Here is a 17,012-nt window from a genome sequence, read left to right as displayed (position 1 = left end):
TCAGATCCGCTGGGCTTTGAGCTCTGCAGCGATGTACTCCGCTTGACGGATGGCCAGGGCCACAATCGTCAGGGTGGGGTTTGCCGCAGCACCGCTGGTGAAGGTCGAACCGTCCGAGACGAAGAGGTTCCGGACATCATGGGCCCGGCCCCAACGGTCCACCACTCCGTCCTCGGCCCGTTCGCTCATCCGCGCGGTGCCCAGGTTGTGGGTGGCCGGATAGGGAGGTGTCCGGTGGGTCGACTGTGCACCCACAGCCTGGTAGACCTTCTCCCCTGCCGTGTAGGCATGTTCACGCATGGCCACGTCATTGGGGTGATCGTCGTAGTGCACGTTGGGCACCGGCAGGCCATTGACATCCTTGACCGTGGTGTTCAGGGTGACACGGTTGGTCTCCTGAGGCATATCCTCCCCGACTATCCACATCCCCGCAGATTTGGCGTAGGCATCAAGCAGTCTGGCGAAGTCCGGGCCCCACGCGCCGGGCTCCACAAACGCCGCCATGAACGCCGGCCCCAGCGAGATGGTCTCCATGTAGTAACCGCCGGCGAAGCCCCGGTCAGGGTCATGGAGCGATTCGTCACCGATGATGCCTGCCATGGTCTCCCCACGGTACATGCGCACCGGCTTATCGAAGTGCCCCCAGACGGTGCCAGTGAGGTGACGCATGTAATTGCGTCCGACCTGCCCGGAGGAGTTGGCCAGCCCATCAGGGAACCTCGGCGTCGCCGACAGCAGCAGCAGCCGGGCGGTTTCAATGGAGTTCGCCGCCAGGCAGACCACTTTGGCCGCTTGGCGGTGCAAGTTCCCTTCCTTGTCGAGGTAGAGCACGGCATCAGCCCTGCCCTGGGCGTCGTGCGTGATCTGCACAGCGTGGGACTCCGGGCGCAGATCCAACAGCCCGGTTGCCTCCGCCCGCGGTATCTCACGGACCAGCGGGGACCACTTGGAGCGGTTCTTGTCGCCCTGGAAATTGAACCCATCCTGGATGGAAGCTGGCCGACCGTCGTATTCCTCGGCATTGGTGGCATAGGGACCGGTGGCGTAGAACCTGTAGCCGACACGTTCGGCGCCGTTGGCGAACACTTTGTAGTTGTTGTTCGCCGGTAGGGGCGGACGCCCGTGAAGGTGGGTGGAGCCCATCGCCTTCTCGGCGCGGTCGTAGTAGGGGGCGAGGTCCTGGAGCCCAATCGGCCAGTCCAGGAGGTTGGCGTCGTCGACCCGTCCGTAGACACTGCGTACCTTGAACTCATGCTCCTTGAACCTAGGGGTGGCCCCGGACCAGTGGGTGGGTGTGCCGCCGACGGCCTTGACAACCCATGCCGGGAGGTTGGGGAAGTCACGTGCTATTCGCCAGGAACCTGAGGTGGTGCGCGGATCGAGCCAGGCCATCTGGTTGAACGCTTCCCACTCGTCATTGACGTAGTCGTCCTGAGTCAAGTAGGGCCCCGCCTCAAGGACCACCACAGGGATGCCCTGCGCGGTGAGCTCATAGGCCAGGGTGCCGCCCCCGGCCCCTGACCCGATGATCACCACCGCGTCGTCGTTCTGATCAATACTGTGCTGCGTGACGCTCATACCGGGCGAGCGGTGCTGGTCAGCCGACGGCATTATTTCTTCACCTCTTCCATATCCGAGCTGGTGGTGCCCGGCTGATTCGTGCTGTCCGGTGTGTGGTCCTGGGCCGCAGGGCGCGGGGCACCGGTTGCGCCCGGTGCCATCTCCGGCATGGTTTCACCTGCGGGGAATTCGATTCTGGGGTCCGGAAGCCAGTCGAGATCATTGAAGCCCCGGTGGAGATAGCCTCCCTTGTCGAAGGATGGCCCCTCATAGCCCAGGGCTTCCCACACTTCTGCATCGTCGTAGAGGTTCAGCACCGCAGTACGGCGCACAAAGCCGAAGAACTCAGTGCCCTCCACGCGACGGAGCACTTTCAACGCAGCCTCATCAGCCAGGGCGCGGAAGTCGCCGTCGGCCAACTGGTTCAGGGACAGCAGCCCCTGCGTCAGGGCCACTCGGAACCACGTCTCGTTCTGAGCTTCGGTGAGGATGGTGTCCGCAGTGCGTTCATAGGGGCCGTCCGGGACACCGGCGTGGGGGAAGGCAACACGCAACACCCGGATGAGTGCATGACGGGCCTCGTCTGTCATCTCTGTGGCGTTGAGTGAGGGGTACTTGGCGGGAAAGACCATGGGGCGCTCCTTGGGCAGTTCAACCTCGTCGGCAGGCCTGCGGCCACCATGGCCTCCGGCGATGCCGGGGCTGCCGCGCAGTCATTCAGTGACCACGCCTTGACGCTATGTGATCTGCGACACTTTTAGACAGCAGCGTTCTCGTCCGGTGAGAACGTAGTGTGTGCAGTGGGGGAATAGAGGCCACGAGGAGGTCCTGATGCCTGGGCAGTCGTTGATCAGCAGGACATTCGCCGTGCTGGAGTCCGTCGCTGCCTCCGGCAGCGCCACGGCCAGAGAGGTGTCCCACCAGCTTGAGATACCTCTGCCGAGTGTCTACCGGCTGCTGAATGAGCTCACCGCGCATCAGTACCTGGTCCACCTGAAGGCCGAGGGACGGTTTGAGTTGGGACCGAAGTGCTTTGACCTGGGCCTGTCATTCCGGCAGCGTCTGCTGGCGCCGTCTCCTATCCGCCAAGCCACCACAGAACTGCACCGAACGCTGCAGGCGGCGTCCTATTTCGCTATGTACCGCGGGGCGGACATTGTTCTCACGTACCTGTCCGATTGTGACAAGCACCCGCGGCTGCGCCCCCTCCGGTTCGGTTTTCATGAGGCTGCCCATGCCACCGCATTTGGCAAGATATTGCTTTCCGGCATGACCCGGGAGCAGCGCAGTTCCTACCTGGAAGCCCGGGGCATGCCGATGCTCACCCCCTACACCATGACTCGCCAGGAGCTGTTGCACGCGCATTTGGAGACGGTCTCCACACGTGGTGTCGCGTGGGAGCATGAGGAGTTTCTGCCCAGGACCACCTGCGCTGCGGTGCCGGTCCGGAATGGGACCGGCATGTGCGTGGGCTCGCTGGCGGTCAGCATGCCCACGGCAAAAGTACTGGGGAGGGAGTCCCAGATTGAGACGGCATTGCGTGAATATGCAGGGCGGTGCAGCCGTTTCCTGCGCGCGGGCTGACCTAGGTTTCTCATCTTGTGAGAAGGCCACTAGGAAAGCGCTCAGGATACGGTCAGACTTGCTCACACCCGGTTGTTCCCGCGCGAGGCGGCTCAGCGTGCAGCGCCTGACCCGCCTGGCAGCACACATGAGAGAGGAAGAACATGATTTTCATTGTCGTGAAATTCGAGGTCAAGCCGGAACTTGCCGACCAGTGGCCAGAGATTACGCGCGAGTTCACCGAGGCGACCCGGGCTGAGCCGGGAAATAAGTGGTTCGAGTGGTCCCGCAGTCTGGAGAACCCGCACGAGTATGTGCTGGTGGAAGCCTTCGACGACGACGGCGCAGCACCACACGTGAACTCAGAGCACTTCAAGAATGCCACCGCCGAGGGCGGGCCCATGCATCAAGCACTGGCCTCCACCCCGAAGATCATCTCCCGGCAGATAGACGGCGAGGGGTGGGAGGAGATGGGCGAGATGCAGGTGCGTTAGCTCAGCCTGCGCGCGCCCTGACGGTCAGTCCTGGGCACGCCGTGCGGCAAGCCTGGTGAGCAAGGCCTGTTCAGCCCCTGGCCCTGGCTTGATGCCCCCTGGAATCCGGAGCAAGAAGACCAGTCCCAGCAGCCACCACGCGCCGAACATGATGTAGGGCTCCACTGTCAGGCCCGCAGGCATCCCGGGCAGATACAGCAGGAACATCGCCGCCGTGAGGACCAGCGCCAGCACCCCGACCACGAGACCTCCGAGGTTGCTGGAATGACCTCCGACCCGCATGGGCCGGGCCATCTGCGGTTCGCGCCGGCGCAGGACCAGGAAGACCACGGCCACCAGGATGTAGGTGATCACGATCGACGGTGAGCCGGAGTCCACCAGCCACACCATCATCACCTCTCCGAAGAACGGGGCAATCACAGATATCCCGCCGATGAAGAGCAACGCATTGACCGGTGTGCGGTGCTTGGGGTGCAGCTTGGCGAACCACTGCGGGAGCATTCCCGAGTTCGCCATGGCCCAGATCAGCCTGGAGGCGCCAATGATGAAGGCGTTCCATGACGTCAGCAGGCCCGCCAGACCCCCGGCCACCACCACGTTGCTCCAGAAGGTGTTCCCGGCCAGGGCACCCATCGCGTCGGCGGTGGCCAGATCAAAATCGCCCATCTCGGAGGCGGGCAGAGCCACTGAGGTGGTGAGCACGATGGCGATGTAGAAGGCACCTGCCATCAGCACCGAGAGCACCACCAGCATCCCGATTTTCCGGGGTGAGACTTTCACCTCTTCTGCTGACTGCGGGATGACGTCGAACCCGACGAACAGGAATGGCACGACTACCAGGACTGCGATGATGCCCGCACTGCCCCCGGTGAACAGCGGTTCTGCATGGCGCGGTTCACCGTTGAACAGCGCCAGCGCAATAAGCGCGAGCGCCATGGTGACCACGAAGATGACCACCGACGTCTGGAAGAAGCTGGCGGGCTTGATGCCGATGATGTTCAAAGCGATCAGCAGGACACCGGTGACCACACCAATCAGGGCCCAAATCAGGTTGACCTCGAAACCGGCGACAGTCCACAGCGGAATCGAGTTCACCTGCGGGATGATGTACGCGACGGTGCGGGGGATGGCCACCGCTTCAAAGGCAACCACAGCAATGTATCCGCCGACGATTCCCCATGACCCGATGAAGGCCAGGCGCGGATCCAGTCCGCGCAGCAGATAGTTGTGCTCACCGCCGGCCAAGGGCATCGCCGAGACCAATTCGGCATACACCAGGCCCACCAGCGCCATGATGGCCGCTCCGATGATGAACGCCACCACCGTGCCCATGGTGCCTGCCCCGATGAGCCAGCCGCTGGTCAGCGTCACCCACCCGAAGCCGATCATGGCTCCGAACCCGATGAACAGCACTTCCAACCACCCCAGAGACCTCTTGAAGCGGCCCTCCTGCGGAGGTNAACCACCCCAGAGACCTCTTGAAGCGGCCCTCCTGCGGAGGTGTGTGACCGGGCAGTTGATGCGTCATCGCTTGCTCCTTATGAGCTCAGCAGTGGGGAAGCTGTGACGCATCCTACAACCAGAACGGCGGCCTTCTCGGCTCGCCGCGCACAATGGCTCAGAGTGGCGCCGAGTACGGCAAGTTAGACTCCCCTCATGAGTAGCATGCAACCGGTGACCACGAGTGCGTCACTGACCACGCAGGTCACAGACATGCTCAGAGCGGCGGTCACCTCGGGAGAGATGCGCCCCGGAGAACACTATTCGGCCATCGGACTCGCTGAGAAGTTGGGGGTCTCCCGCACTCCAGTGCGCGAGGCGCTGCAGCTGCTGGAGAAAGAAGGCATTGTCCGGATTGAGAAGAATCGCGGAGTCCGAGTCATCCAGATGTCGCTGGATGAGATTGTGCAGATCTTCCAGATTCGCATCATCTTGGAACCACCGGCGGCTGCACGGGGCGCCGAAGCGGCCACTGATGAAGATCTGGCACATATCCAGGAGTTGCACGGCAAGATCCTGGAAGCCGCTGCCGCCGGAGACGGAACGCAGACGCTACAAGCCGATAAGGAATTTCATCTGTTCCTGCTGAGCCTGGCCGGCAATGCGCGGCTGACCGCCCTCGACCGCGAACTGCGCAACCTGGTGCTCACCCGCGGATTGGTGACCATCCCCACCTCCCGCAGCGGCCAGGACTTAGCGGATGATCGCCGTGACATTATCGACGCTCTGCTGCGCCGCGACTCCGCGGCAGTAGCCCAGGCAGTGCGCGAGCACGTCACCAGGACAGCGAAACTGCTGATCACCGGTGTCAGCTCCACCACCCCGGGCTTGTCCGCCGAGGAGTACCTGCGAAAAATCGATCAGCTCGCCAGGCACTGCAGCTAACTCTGTGGGCCTGCCGGCCCACCCCCACCTCTTTTCAAACACCTCTTGACAACCACCCCTTTACAAACGTGGACCCCCCACTTAGAGTTGCATGCAACATGCGACAGCCATCCTGAGGAGGTCAGCTCATGTCGCCATCGAGGGGCCCGCAGCCACTGGAAGGCATCCGCGTCGCTGATTTCTCCCGTGTGCTGGCTGGACCGCTGTGCACCATGCAGCTGGCCGACTTCGGCGCTGAGGTCATCAAGATCGAGAGCCCCGCTGGCGACGACACCCGCGCCTGGGTGCCGCCGGTGGACGCCGACGGCACCGGCACCTACTTCTCCAGCGTCAACCGGAACAAGAAATCCGTCATTGCGGATCTCAAGACCCCAGAAGGACTCAGCTACGCCCGCAATCTGATCGCTGAGTGCGACGTCGTGGTGGAAAATTTTCGACCGGGGGTGATGGCGAAGTTCGGACTGGACTACCCGAGTTTGCAGCCGAGCCAGCCGGGCCTGGTGTACTGTTCGATCTCCGGCTTCGGTCCCGGCGCCGGGGCGGCCATGCCCGGTTACGATCTGCTGGTCCAAGCGCTGGGCGGATTGATGAGCATTACCGGCAGCCCGGAATCGGAGCCGAGCAAAGTAGGGGTGGCGCTGGTGGACGTCCTCACCGGACAAAACGCACTGGCCGGCATCCTGATGGCGCTGCGTGTGCGTGATGCCACCGGTGTGGGGCAAGAGGTGACGGTCAATCTGCTTTCCTCCGCGCTAGCGGCTCTGGTCAACCAGGGCACAGCCACCTTGGCCACCGGAGTCTCCCCGCAGCGGCTCGGCAACGCCCACCCCAGCATCTCGCCGTATGAGACGTTCCGCACCGCAGAGGGGACACTGGCGCTGGCAGTGGGCAATGACCGCCAATTCGCTGACCTCCTGCGCGTCCTAGGACTGCATGATCTCCTCAGTGACACCCGCTTCACCACCAATGAGCTCCGCGTGGCCCACCGGGAGGAACTGCGCCCCCTCCTGGAAACCGCACTGGTGTGCGAAACCGCCAAGCACTGGCAGAAGAAGCTACTGGCAGTGGGGGTGCCCGCCGGCAAAGTCAATAGTGTGGGCGAGGCCCTTAGCCTGGCAGAGTCGCTGGGGCTTCAGCCGCATACGGTCATCACAGACGCGGCGACCGGCCGTGAGTCCCAGCAGCTGACCAACCCGATCCGGCTCTCTGGCGCAGCCCCGGAATACCTTAACCCTCCGCCGCGGCTGGGCGAACACCAGGACGCCCCCTTCTCACCCCGGCATCCCTCCCAGCCCTCCCCCACTCCCGCGAAAGGCTCGTAAATGGACCACAGTGATCTGATCGGTTTCGATGCTCTCCTCTCCGAACAGGAGCGCACCCTGCAGCAGGAGATCCGCACCCTTGTGGAGACCTCCATTAAGCCGCGCATCGCCCAGTGGTACGAGGATGCAGTCTTTCCGCTGGAAATTGTGCCCCAGATGGCCGACCTGGGGCTGTTGGGCATGCACCTGCAGGGGTACGGGTGTGCCGGTCGCAGCGCCGTGGAGTATGGCCTGGCCGCCGCAGAGCTCGAGGCAGGGGACTCCGGGCTGCGCACCTTCGTCTCCGTGCAGGGATCCCTGGCGATGAGCGCAATCTACAAGCACGGTTCGGAGGAGCAGAAACAGCAATGGCTGCCGGGAATGGCCGCCGGAGAGGTCATCGGGTGCTTCGGGCTCACCGAACCCAGCGCCGGATCGGACCCCTCTGCCATGAAGACCTTCGCCCGCCGAGACGGGGACGACTGGGTCATCAGCGGCTCCAAACGGTGGATCGGTCTGGCCTCTGTGGCCCAGGTCGCGGTCATCTGGGCACAGACCGACGACGGCGTGCGGGGGTTCATTGTGCCCACTGACAGTGCGGGCTTCACCGCCACGCCCATCGAGCCGAAACTGTCCATGCGCGCCTCGATCCAGTGCGATATTGAGCTCGACAACCTGCGCGTTCCGGCCGAGGCGATGCTCCCCCACGCCAAGGGACTGCGCGGACCCTTCGAGTGCCTGAATGAGGCCCGCTACGGGATCATCTGGGGCGCAATGGGCGCTGCACGTGACGCGTGGCAGGTGGCCTTGGACTATTCGAACCAGCGTCTGCAGTTCGACAAACCACTCTCCGGATACCAATTCACCCAAGGCAAGCTGGTCGACATGGCCCTGGAGATCAACAAGGGACTGCTGCTGGCCCTGCACCTGGGCCGGCGCAAGGATGCCGGGGAGTTAATGCACCACCAGATATCGGTGGGCAAGCTCAACAACTGCCGCGAGGCCATCGAGATCGCCCGCGAGTGCCGCGCCATTTTGGGTGGCAACGGCGTCACTCTGGAGTACTCCCCGCTGCGCCACGCGAACAACCTGGAATCTGTGCGCACCTACGAAGGCACCGATGAAGTGCACACCCTGATCTTGGGCAATAAAATCACCGGCACTCCAGCGTTCCGGTAATCCGGTCCCTCGCACTCCTCTCCTCATGCCCATCAGACATATCTCTGGTGAATATTAGGCATTCGACAGCATGGCCGCGGTGCACCAGGATCAGAGATAGACACCGCGATTTCCCCCGCAGTACGTACTGCTCACTCTCATCACCTAGGAGCTGCACCCATGGAACAGACACGCCACCTGGTCACCGAATTGCCTGGCCCCAAGGCCCGTCAGTTGATGGAACGGCAGCAGGCTGTGGTGGCCCGAGGAGTCTCCACCATGATGCCGACCTTCGCCGTGCGCGCCCACGACGGGATCATCGAAGACGTTGACGGTAACCGCCTGATCGATCTTGCCGCCGGTATCGCCGTCACCAGTGTGGGCGCCAGCGCCCCGAAGGTGGTCGAGGCTGTGCAGCAGCAGGTGGCAGAGTTCACCCATACCTGTTTCATGGTCACCCCCTATGAGGGATATGTGGCCGTGGCCGAGAAGCTGGCTGAGCTGACTCCGGTCCTCGGACCAGTCCGCTCGGCGCTGTTCAACTCCGGTGCTGAAGCGGTGGAGAACGCGGTGAAGATCGCCCGGTCCTACACCGGGAAGCAGGCAGTGGCCGCCTTTGACCACGCCTACCACGGCCGGACCTCGCTGACGATGTCGCTGACCGCGAAGTCAATGCCCTATAAGCATTCCTTCGGCCCCTTCGCCCCGGAGGTCTACCGGGTGCCGGGCTCCTACCCCTACCGGGATCAGCTGGAGGGGCCGCAGGCCGCTGCACGAGCCATCGAACAGTTGGAAACACAGATCGGTGCGGAAAATCTGGCGGCAGTGATCATGGAGCCGATTCAGGGTGAGGGCGGGTTTATTGTCCCCGCAGCCGGATTCCTTCCGGCAATCGTCCAGTGGTGCCGGGAGAACGACGTCGTATTCATCGCCGATGAGATCCAGACCGGGTTCGCCCGCACCGGGAGGTGGTTTGCCTCCGAGTATGAGGAGATTGCGCCCGATCTCATCACCACAGCCAAGGGGATCGCCGGGGGGATGCCCCTGTCTGCGGTGACCGGCCGCGCTGAGATCATGGATGCTGCTCACCCCAGTGGTCTCGGCGGCACCTACGGCGGGAACCCGGTCGCCTGCGCAGCTGCTCTGGGTTCCATGGAAACGATCGCTGAACACGACTTGGCCGCGGCGGCCCTGCAGATCGAGCGCGTAGCCCGCGGCTACCTGGAACGGGCCCAGGAGACCGATCCCCGCATCGGTGACATTCGCGGACGCGGGGCAATGCTGGCATTCGAACTGGTGAACCCCGAGACCCGCGCCCCGGATGCTGCGCTGACCGCGGCAGTCGCGGCAGCGGCACGCCAAGCCGGGGTCATCGCTCTGACCTGCGGGACCTATGGCAACGTCATCCGGCTGCTGCCTCCGCTGACCATCAGTGACGACCTGCTGACCGAGGGCTTGGGCGTCATCCTCGACGCCTTGGCCCACGCCTAAGGGCGCACTCGGACCGAATCCTCAGCGAGCAGTTAACGTCTCAGATAGCTGCGGAGTGTGCCGATCAGGATCTCCGGCTGCTCTTCTGGGATGAAATGCCCGCACTCGGGGATCGGCTCGCCGAATGCCTCCGGAGCAAACGGTTTCCAGATGTCGACCAGGTCCCTGCCCGCCACCAGTCCGTGATCGCCCCACAGCACTTGGACAGACAGCGGCACCGTGGCACCTGCGTCGAAATCTTCGCCGTCGTGGGCGACGTCGAGCTCAAAGGCCCGGTAGTCGTCGAAACCTGCCCGCAGTGCCCCTGGGCGGGAGAACGCCCTGACGTAGTCGGGTATGACCGCTTCCAGCCGCGCACGCTGGTAGGTCCACCGTTCGAAGAAGAAGCGCAGGTACTCGTCGATCCGCGGGCCCACGAGCAGCTCCGGCAAATCCTCCTGCATATGGAAGAACCAGTGCCAGTATCCCTGTGCCATGGCGGTAGTTCCCTCGCGGTGCATGTAGAGGGTCGGGGCAATGTCGAGCAGCGTCAGATGGGTCAGCATCTCGGGGTGATCCAGCGCGAACCGGTGTCCGACCCGTGCACCGCGGTCGTGCCCGATGAGCCGGAACGAGCTGTACCCCAGGTGCTCCACCAGTTGCCGCACGTCCTGGGCCATCGTCTTCTTGTCGTACCCGCCGCGCGGCTTGTCCGTCAGCCCGTACCCCCGCAGGTCCGGGGCCACCACACGGTAATCCTCGGCCAGGGCGGGAATCACCGCCTCCCAGCACTGAGACGTCTGTGGCCAACCATGCAGAAGGACCACAAGTGGCGCAGAGCCGCCGGTATCGGAATAGCTCATCGTGAGGTTCTTCAAGCGTGTGACCTGGGCCATGGGCCCATCCAACCACAAGGCCGACCTGAAAAAACTTAGAGTGCCGGGCCGCCTATCTTTCATTACTCGAAATGTCATGACAAACTGTCATATAAGGCAAAGGAGAGCACCATGACCGAACTCGACATCACAATTGACCGCTCCTCCCCCATTCCGCTGTACCACCAGGTGGCCTCAGCCTTCGACAAAGCCATCCGCGAGGGGGTCCTGCCTCCAGAGACCAAGCTCGAAAACGAAATCTCCCTGGCCAAGCGGTACAACCTGTCCCGGCCGACCATGCGGCAGGCCATGGACCAGCTCGTCCGCGACGGCTTGGTGGTCCGCCGGCGCGGTGTGGGAACGCAGGTCATCGGCCCTCCGGTGCGGCGCAACCTGAGGCTCTCCAGCCTGTACAACGACCTGCAGGACGAGGGCGCGGCGCCACAGACGCGTGTGCTTTCCCTCGAGACTGTCACCGCCCCCGAACCTATCCGCGAGAAGCTGGGGCTGGGCGACGGCGCAGAGGTGTATCACCTCAGGCGCCTCCGGTTGGTGGACGGGCGCCCTCTGGCGCTGATGGAGAACTGGCTGCCGGTGACCTTGGCCCAGCTGACTCGGGAGGACTTGGAAGCTGACGGGCTGTACAACCTGTTGAGACGCGCCGGGGTGGACTTCCGCATGGCGCACCAGCGGGTGGGGGCCGCCGTCGCCGATGAGGAACAGGCCTCACAGCTCAAGGTCGAGGCGGGCTCTGCCCTGGTGGTGATGGAGCGGACCGCTCTGGCCAGCAGCGGCGCACCCATCGAGTGCGGACGCCATGTTTATCGCGCCGACCGCTACGCCTTCGATATCACCCTGATGAACTGATTCAACACCGCGCGAAAGGCAGGTTCTTCCATGTCCGCTGACGTTCCAGCACGCAGACACGACCCCACCGAAGATCCGTGGGTCCACCGCTTCGGCACTGCAGGTTCGGCAGGATGGTCGGTCAACCTCGGGACTCCGGACTCCGCTGTGCGGGCTCCCGGGTGGACGCACACCGGACTGCGGGTCGCCGACCTGGCCGCAGGGGAGTCCATTGAGCTCGAGGCTCAGCAGGAAGAGCGCATCATGATTCCGCTGGCAGGGTCCTTCGACGCCGTCGTCGAGGAAGACACCTACGCCTTGTCCGGCCGCAGGTCGGTCTTCCACGGCCCCAGTGATGTGCTCTACACCGGCATCCGCACTGCTGTGACCCTGTCCTCCGCAGACGGCGGGCGCGTGGCCGTGGCCTCCGCACCAGCAGAAGCCAGTTATCCGGTGCGCCACCTGCGCAAAGAAGACGTTCCGGTAGAGCTTCGTGGAGCTGGGGTGGCTTCCCGCCAAGTGCACAATTTCGGCACCCCGGCCGCACTGGAGGCCGACCGTTTCATCGTCTGCGAGGTGCTCACCCCGGCGGGGAATTGGTCCTCCTACCCGCCGCACAAGCATGACGAGGAGAAGGACGGCGAGACCTCCCTGGAAGAGATCTATTACTTCGAGATGCAGGCTGAAGCTGGCTCGCCAGTGCCTTCCCCGCAGGACGGCGGGCCCGATGTGATGGGATATCAGCGGGTCTATGCCTCCGATAACCGTCCGATCGATGTGACTGCGGAGGTCCGCAGCGGCGATGTGGTGCTGGTCCCCTATGGCTGGCACGGGCCAGCGATGACCCCGCCCGGTTATGACATGTACTACCTCAACGTCATGGCGGGCCCGGGCCCAGTGCGGCAATGGCTGATCAGCGATGATCCGCACCACGGGTGGATCCGCAAGACCTGGGACAGCCAGGAGATCGATCCCCGCCTACCGTTCACCGGCTGAGACGCACAGGGGTTTTCAGTGGCGGCCCGCACTGTGATTGGACTGATCGGCGTTGGACGCATCGGTACCATGCACGCTCACAATCTCAGCGCTCTCGCTGGCGATGGCGTGGAGGTTATCCTCGTCGACAGTGACTCCACACGGGCTCGTGACGTCGCCCGGACGCTGGGATGCCGTGTGGCTGAAGACGTCGATGCGCTCTTCTATGCCGCTCCAGATGGGGTGGTCATCGCCGTGGGGACTCAGCAGCACGCACCGCTGATCCTGAAGGCCGCTGAAACCGGCATCCCGGTGTTCTGCGAGAAGCCCGTCGCGGAGTCGGTGGCTGCTTCACTTCCTGTCCTGGATGCCATCCAGCGGCACGGGGCAACTGTGCAGATCGGCCACCAGCGGCGCCTCGACCCCGGTTATTTGGCGGCGCGGCAGGCCCTGCGGAGCGGGCAGCTGGGGTGGCTGCACAGCGTACGCGCGATCACCGCCGATATGACGCCCCCACCGGCGGAATTCCTGGCCACCTCCGGCGGCATCTTCAGAGATTGTTCCGTGCACGATTTCGACATCCTGCAGTGGCTCACCGGTCAGCCGATCGTGGAAGTCTATGCCCGCGGCTCGAACAAGGGCGATCCGGCCATCAGCGCTGTCGGCGACGTCGACACCGCAGTGGCGGTGGTGACCTTCCAGGACGGCACCCTGGCCACGGTCTCTGCGACTCGCTATAACGGGGCCGGGCATGATGTGCGACTGGAACTGCAGGGCTCCCGCGGCACCGTGCACGTGGGACTCGACGAGTCCTACGCGGGGGTCTCAGCAGAACCTGGATTTGCCTTCCCCACCGCAGCGCCGCACCACACCTTTCACGAGCGCTTCGCGGCCGCATACCAGGCTGAAATGCGTGCCTTTGTGGAGCTTGTCCGTGGCGAGGGGCCCAACCCCTGCCCGGCTACTGAGGCAATTGACGCCGCGCGCGTGGCCGACGCCGCCCAGGAGTCTTTGGCCACCGGTCGGGCAACCTTGGTGCGCCGATAATCCGCTCTGCTTCCCTCTCTACTACCCAAATGACAGGCTACGGGCGTGTCTTCTGCCGTTCTAGAACTCGCGGCCCTTCGATTTTGTACATATGTCCTGACATCCTATTGACTTTGTGATACCAATCACTCAATATGGGAGCTACCTGGGCACCGGCGACTGGACCGCCGAAGCCATGAGCCTTAAGGAGAGACCATGTACCCTGCATCTCGCACCGCAGACCCTCACCCCCACAACACTTCCGGCCGCCGCGCCCGTACAGGAACCGCACTGACCGCCGTGCTCGGCGTCGCGGCACTGCTACTGACTGCCTGTTCCGATGCTGGCGGTCGAGCAGACGCCGGTGGCGACGACCCTGACCGGGCCGGCGGCGTCGACACGGAAGAGCGCACGGTCTACCTCATCACCCACGCCGTGGAGGGTGACACGTTCTGGGACTATGTTCGGCGCGGAGCCGAGGAGGCAGCTGCCAAGGACAATATTAACCTGGTCTACAACTCCCACCGCGAAGGAGCTCAACAAGCGGAGCTCATCCAGTCCGCCATTGACGCCGGAGCCGACGGAATCGCTGTGACAATGGCCAAGCCCGACGCCATGACCCCCGCTGTGCAGCGCGCACTGGACGCGGATGTTCCAGTGGTCTCACTCAACGCTGGCGAGGAGGAAGCCTTCGACGCGGGGGCCTTTGCTCACTTTGGTCAGAACGAAGCGGTGGCCGGCGCAGCAGTCGGTGAATACCTCGAGGAAGAAGGTATTGAACACCCCATCTGCGTGATCCAGGAGCAGGGCCACGTCGGCCTGGAGGCTCGCTGTGACGGCATCCGTGACGTTCTTCCAGATACGGAAAACCTCTACGTGGAGGGCTCTGATATGACCCAGGTCGCCGCCACAGTGCGAGCAAAAGTGGACTCAGCCGGTGGAGCAGACGCCATCATCGGCCTGGGCGGACCGTTCACTATGACCATTCTCGACGAGGTGCAGTCCGCGGGCTCAGACATCACCGTGGGCTCATTTGACCTCAACGCGGAGATCGCCGAAGCAGTGGTCGATGGCGATATCCTCTTCGCCGTCGACCAGCAGCCTTGGCTGCAGGGGTACCTGGCAGTGGATTCGCTGTGGCTGAACTTCAACGGTGGGTTTGAGCCCGGCGGCGGACAGCCAGTGCTGACCGGGCCCAGCATTGTCGACTCCGAAAACGCGGAGGCTGTGCTGGAGTACGCCGAAGAGGGCCTGCGCTGAGCGCGGGAAGGACTCCGTCATGACGACCTCCACCACTGCAAACACCATGACTAAGTCACCGCCATCGGCTCCGCAGGAGACCGATGAACGGGTCAGCAAGCGCGGCCTGTTCGGCACCCTAATGGCTCGCCCCGAGGTGGGCGCCGCCGTCGGCGCGATGGCCGTCTTTATCTTCTTCGCAATGGTGGCGCCGCCGTTCACCACTGCTGGAGGGATCTCCACAGTGCTCTACGGTGCCTCCACTATCGGCATCATGGTCGTGGGCGTCTCGCTGCTGATGATCGGTGGCGAATTCGATCTCTCCACTGGCGTCGCTGTCATCTCATCGGCACTGGTCGCCTCACTCTTCAGCTGGTACTTTGCCACCAACATCTGGGTGGGCGTCGCGCTGGCACTGATCGCGTCACTCGGCGTCGGCGCCATCAATGGGCTGATCTTCATCAAGACCAAACTTCCCAGCTTTATCGTGACTCTGGCGATGTTCTTAATGCTCACCGGGCTGAATCTGGCGCTGACCCGGATGATCGGCGGCTCAGTTTCCTCCCCGCCGATCTCCAACATGGACGGGTTCAGCTCAGCCCAGGCCATTTTTGCCTCATCGGTGACGATCTTCGGGGTCAACTTCAGGATCACCATCTTTTACTGGATCCTGCTGGTGGCGGTTGCCTCGTTCATTCTCTTGCGCACCAAGATCGGCAACTGGATTTTCGCCGTCGGTGGCGATCAGAACGCTGCCCGGGCCGTTGGCGTCCCGGTCACGGCGACCAAGATCGGACTGTTTATGGGCGTGGGCTTCTGCGCGTGGGTACTGGGGATGCATCAGCTCTTCGCCTTCAGCACAGTGCAGTCCGGAGAAGGCATCGGCAATGAGTTCCTGTACATCATCGGTGCGGTGATCGGCGGCTGCCTGCTCACGGGTGGGTACGGCTCGGCCATTGGTGGAGCCCTGGGAGCGTTGATCTTCGGAATGGCCTCCCGCGGCATCATCTACGCCGAGTGGAACCCCGACTGGTTCCGCTTCTTCCTGGGCCTGATGCTGCTGTTGGCCACCATCGTGAACCTGATGGTCCGTCGCCGGGTCGAGAAGAAGTAAGGAGGCTGTTATGTCTGCAACAACGCACGAACCCGTTGATGGGCACACTGACGACGCTGCCGAGCGCTCACAAGAACCGGATTCCGCTTCGGCCGCGCAGTCGCCCCTGGTCAGCTTGGAGTCAGTCGGGAAGCGGTACGGAAATATCATCGCGCTGAGGGACATCACCATGGATGTCCATGCAGGGCAGGTGACCTGCGTGCTCGGAGACAATGGAGCAGGAAAGTCAACGCTGATCAAGATCATCGCGGGCCTGCACCAACACACCGAAGGCGTCATGCGTGTACACGGGGAGGAGACCACTTTCGACTCGCCCCGGGACGCACTGGAACTGGGCATCGCCACGGTGTATCAGGACCTCGCGGTGGTACCTCTGATGCCCGTATGGAGAAACTTCTTCCTGGGCTCAGAGCTGACCACCGGGTGGGGCCCGCTGAAACGGCTTGACGTGAACGCAATGAAACGCATCGCTAAGCAGGAGCTCTTTGAAATGGGCATCGATTTGCGTGACGTCGACCAGCCCATCGGAACGCTCTCCGGTGGCGAGCGCCAATGTGTGGCTATCGCCCGCGCGGTCTACTTTGGCGCCAAGGTCCTTATCCTCGACGAACCCACAGCCGCACTGGGAGTGAAGCAGTCCGGCGTGGTGCTGCGGTACATAATGCAGGCCAAGCAGCGCGGCCTCGGGGTCGTCTTTATCACCCACAACCCTCATCACGCCTACCCCGTGGGTGATCGATTTATGGTACTCAAACGCGGGCGTTCCCTGGGCTATCACCGCAAAGAAAAGATCAGCATCGACGATCTTACTGCCCAGATGGCAGGCGGAGCCGAGCTCCAAGAACTCAGCCATGAGCTGGCACAGCTCGGCGGCCATACCGCTGAACTGAAGCAAGTCGAGGCCGACGTTGCGGAGTCCCTAGGGCGCTCTACGACACGCTGATACTGCCGTTACCAAAGGTGGGGTGGCCCAGCGCTGACTCGGCCACTCCACCCTTACGAGTAC

16 protein-coding genes are annotated in these 17,012 nt (G+C 63.3%); 12 read left to right on the top strand and 4 right to left on the bottom strand.

Annotation, left to right across the window (positions count from 1 at the left end):
• Entirely contained in the window at nt 1-1,578 is a 1,578-nt protein-coding gene (locus FEF27_RS01190; RefSeq protein ID WP_138169063.1) for a GMC family oxidoreductase, read from the bottom strand.
• A gap of 32 nt (nt 1,579-1,610) precedes the next feature.
• Nucleotides 1,611-2,192 carry a hypothetical protein gene (locus FEF27_RS01185; protein ID WP_138168985.1) on the bottom strand — a complete coding sequence of 194 codons (582 nt, stop codon included), beginning with the start codon at nt 2,190-2,192 and terminating at the stop codon, nt 1,611-1,613.
• 199 nt (nt 2,193-2,391) lie between these two features.
• Here FEF27_RS01185 and FEF27_RS01180 point away from each other — a divergent pair, with 199 nt between their 5' ends.
• Nucleotides 2,392-3,144, top strand: a complete 753-nt coding sequence (locus FEF27_RS01180) for an IclR family transcriptional regulator (RefSeq protein WP_138168984.1) — start codon at nt 2,392-2,394, stop codon at nt 3,142-3,144.
• Between the two features lie 143 nt (nt 3,145-3,287).
• A complete protein-coding gene (locus tag FEF27_RS01175; RefSeq protein WP_138168983.1) occupies nt 3,288-3,617 on the top strand; it encodes a putative quinol monooxygenase in 330 nt (109 codons plus the stop codon).
• 24 nt (nt 3,618-3,641) lie between these two features.
• Here FEF27_RS01175 and FEF27_RS01170 read toward each other — a convergent pair whose 3' ends face one another.
• Nucleotides 3,642-5,045, bottom strand: coding sequence for an APC family permease (locus FEF27_RS01170; RefSeq protein WP_341805568.1), 1,404 nt, complete (start codon nt 5,043-5,045; stop codon nt 3,642-3,644).
• A 228-nt stretch (nt 5,046-5,273) separates the two neighbouring features.
• Between FEF27_RS01170 and FEF27_RS01165 the strand changes: the two genes are divergently transcribed.
• The 4 genes from FEF27_RS01165 to gabT all read left to right on the top strand — a co-directional run bounded on the left by FEF27_RS01165 (nt 5,274) and on the right by gabT (nt 9,952).
• Nucleotides 5,274-6,002, top strand: coding sequence for a GntR family transcriptional regulator (locus FEF27_RS01165; protein WP_138168982.1), 729 nt, complete (start codon nt 5,274-5,276; stop codon nt 6,000-6,002).
• Between the two features lie 128 nt (nt 6,003-6,130).
• Nucleotides 6,131-7,324 carry a CaiB/BaiF CoA transferase family protein gene (locus tag FEF27_RS01160; RefSeq protein WP_138168981.1) on the top strand — a complete coding sequence of 398 codons (1,194 nt, stop codon included), beginning with the start codon at nt 6,131-6,133 and terminating at the stop codon, nt 7,322-7,324.
• Entirely contained in the window at nt 7,325-8,482 is a 1,158-nt protein-coding gene (locus FEF27_RS01155; RefSeq protein WP_138168980.1) for an acyl-CoA dehydrogenase family protein, read from the top strand.
• Nucleotides 8,483-8,641: 159 nt separating this feature from the next.
• Nucleotides 8,642-9,952: a 4-aminobutyrate--2-oxoglutarate transaminase gene (gene gabT / locus FEF27_RS01150; protein ID WP_138168979.1), complete on the top strand. Its 1,311-nt coding sequence runs from the start codon at nt 8,642-8,644 to the stop codon at nt 9,950-9,952.
• A gap of 32 nt (nt 9,953-9,984) precedes the next feature.
• On the opposite strand, the gene FEF27_RS01145 is transcribed toward gabT, so the two are convergent.
• Nucleotides 9,985-10,794: an alpha/beta fold hydrolase gene (locus FEF27_RS01145; protein ID WP_243728891.1), complete on the bottom strand. Its 810-nt coding sequence runs from the start codon at nt 10,792-10,794 to the stop codon at nt 9,985-9,987.
• Nucleotides 10,795-10,938: 144 nt separating this feature from the next.
• Here FEF27_RS01145 and FEF27_RS01140 point away from each other — a divergent pair, with 144 nt between their 5' ends.
• From FEF27_RS01140 to FEF27_RS01115, 6 genes are all read left to right on the top strand, one after another.
• The gene (locus FEF27_RS01140; protein WP_138168977.1) at nt 10,939-11,673 is read left to right on the top strand and encodes a GntR family transcriptional regulator; all 735 of its coding nucleotides are present in this window, start codon (nt 10,939-10,941) and stop codon (nt 11,671-11,673) included.
• Between the two features lie 30 nt (nt 11,674-11,703).
• Nucleotides 11,704-12,648 carry a 5-deoxy-glucuronate isomerase gene (gene iolB, locus FEF27_RS01135; protein ID WP_138168976.1) on the top strand — a complete coding sequence of 315 codons (945 nt, stop codon included), beginning with the start codon at nt 11,704-11,706 and terminating at the stop codon, nt 12,646-12,648.
• A gap of 18 nt (nt 12,649-12,666) precedes the next feature.
• Nucleotides 12,667-13,674 carry a Gfo/Idh/MocA family oxidoreductase gene (locus FEF27_RS01130; protein ID WP_424991659.1) on the top strand — a complete coding sequence of 336 codons (1,008 nt, stop codon included), beginning with the start codon at nt 12,667-12,669 and terminating at the stop codon, nt 13,672-13,674.
• Nucleotides 13,675-13,869: 195 nt separating this feature from the next.
• Nucleotides 13,870-14,913, top strand: coding sequence for a substrate-binding domain-containing protein (locus tag FEF27_RS01125; RefSeq protein ID WP_138168975.1), 1,044 nt, complete (start codon nt 13,870-13,872; stop codon nt 14,911-14,913).
• A 19-nt stretch (nt 14,914-14,932) separates the two neighbouring features.
• A complete protein-coding gene (locus FEF27_RS01120; protein WP_424991658.1) occupies nt 14,933-16,006 on the top strand; it encodes an ABC transporter permease in 1,074 nt (357 codons plus the stop codon).
• A gap of 10 nt (nt 16,007-16,016) precedes the next feature.
• The gene (locus FEF27_RS01115; RefSeq protein WP_138168974.1) at nt 16,017-16,949 is read left to right on the top strand and encodes an ATP-binding cassette domain-containing protein; all 933 of its coding nucleotides are present in this window, start codon (nt 16,017-16,019) and stop codon (nt 16,947-16,949) included.
• The last annotated feature ends 63 nt before the right edge of the window (nt 16,950-17,012 follow it).

This window comes from Nesterenkonia sphaerica, assembly GCF_005771565.1.
GTDB lineage: Bacteria > Actinomycetota > Actinomycetes > Actinomycetales > Micrococcaceae > Nesterenkonia > Nesterenkonia sphaerica.
The sequence above is the reverse complement of the archived record's forward strand: the minus strand, read 5'-3'. Positions and strand labels throughout refer to the sequence as shown.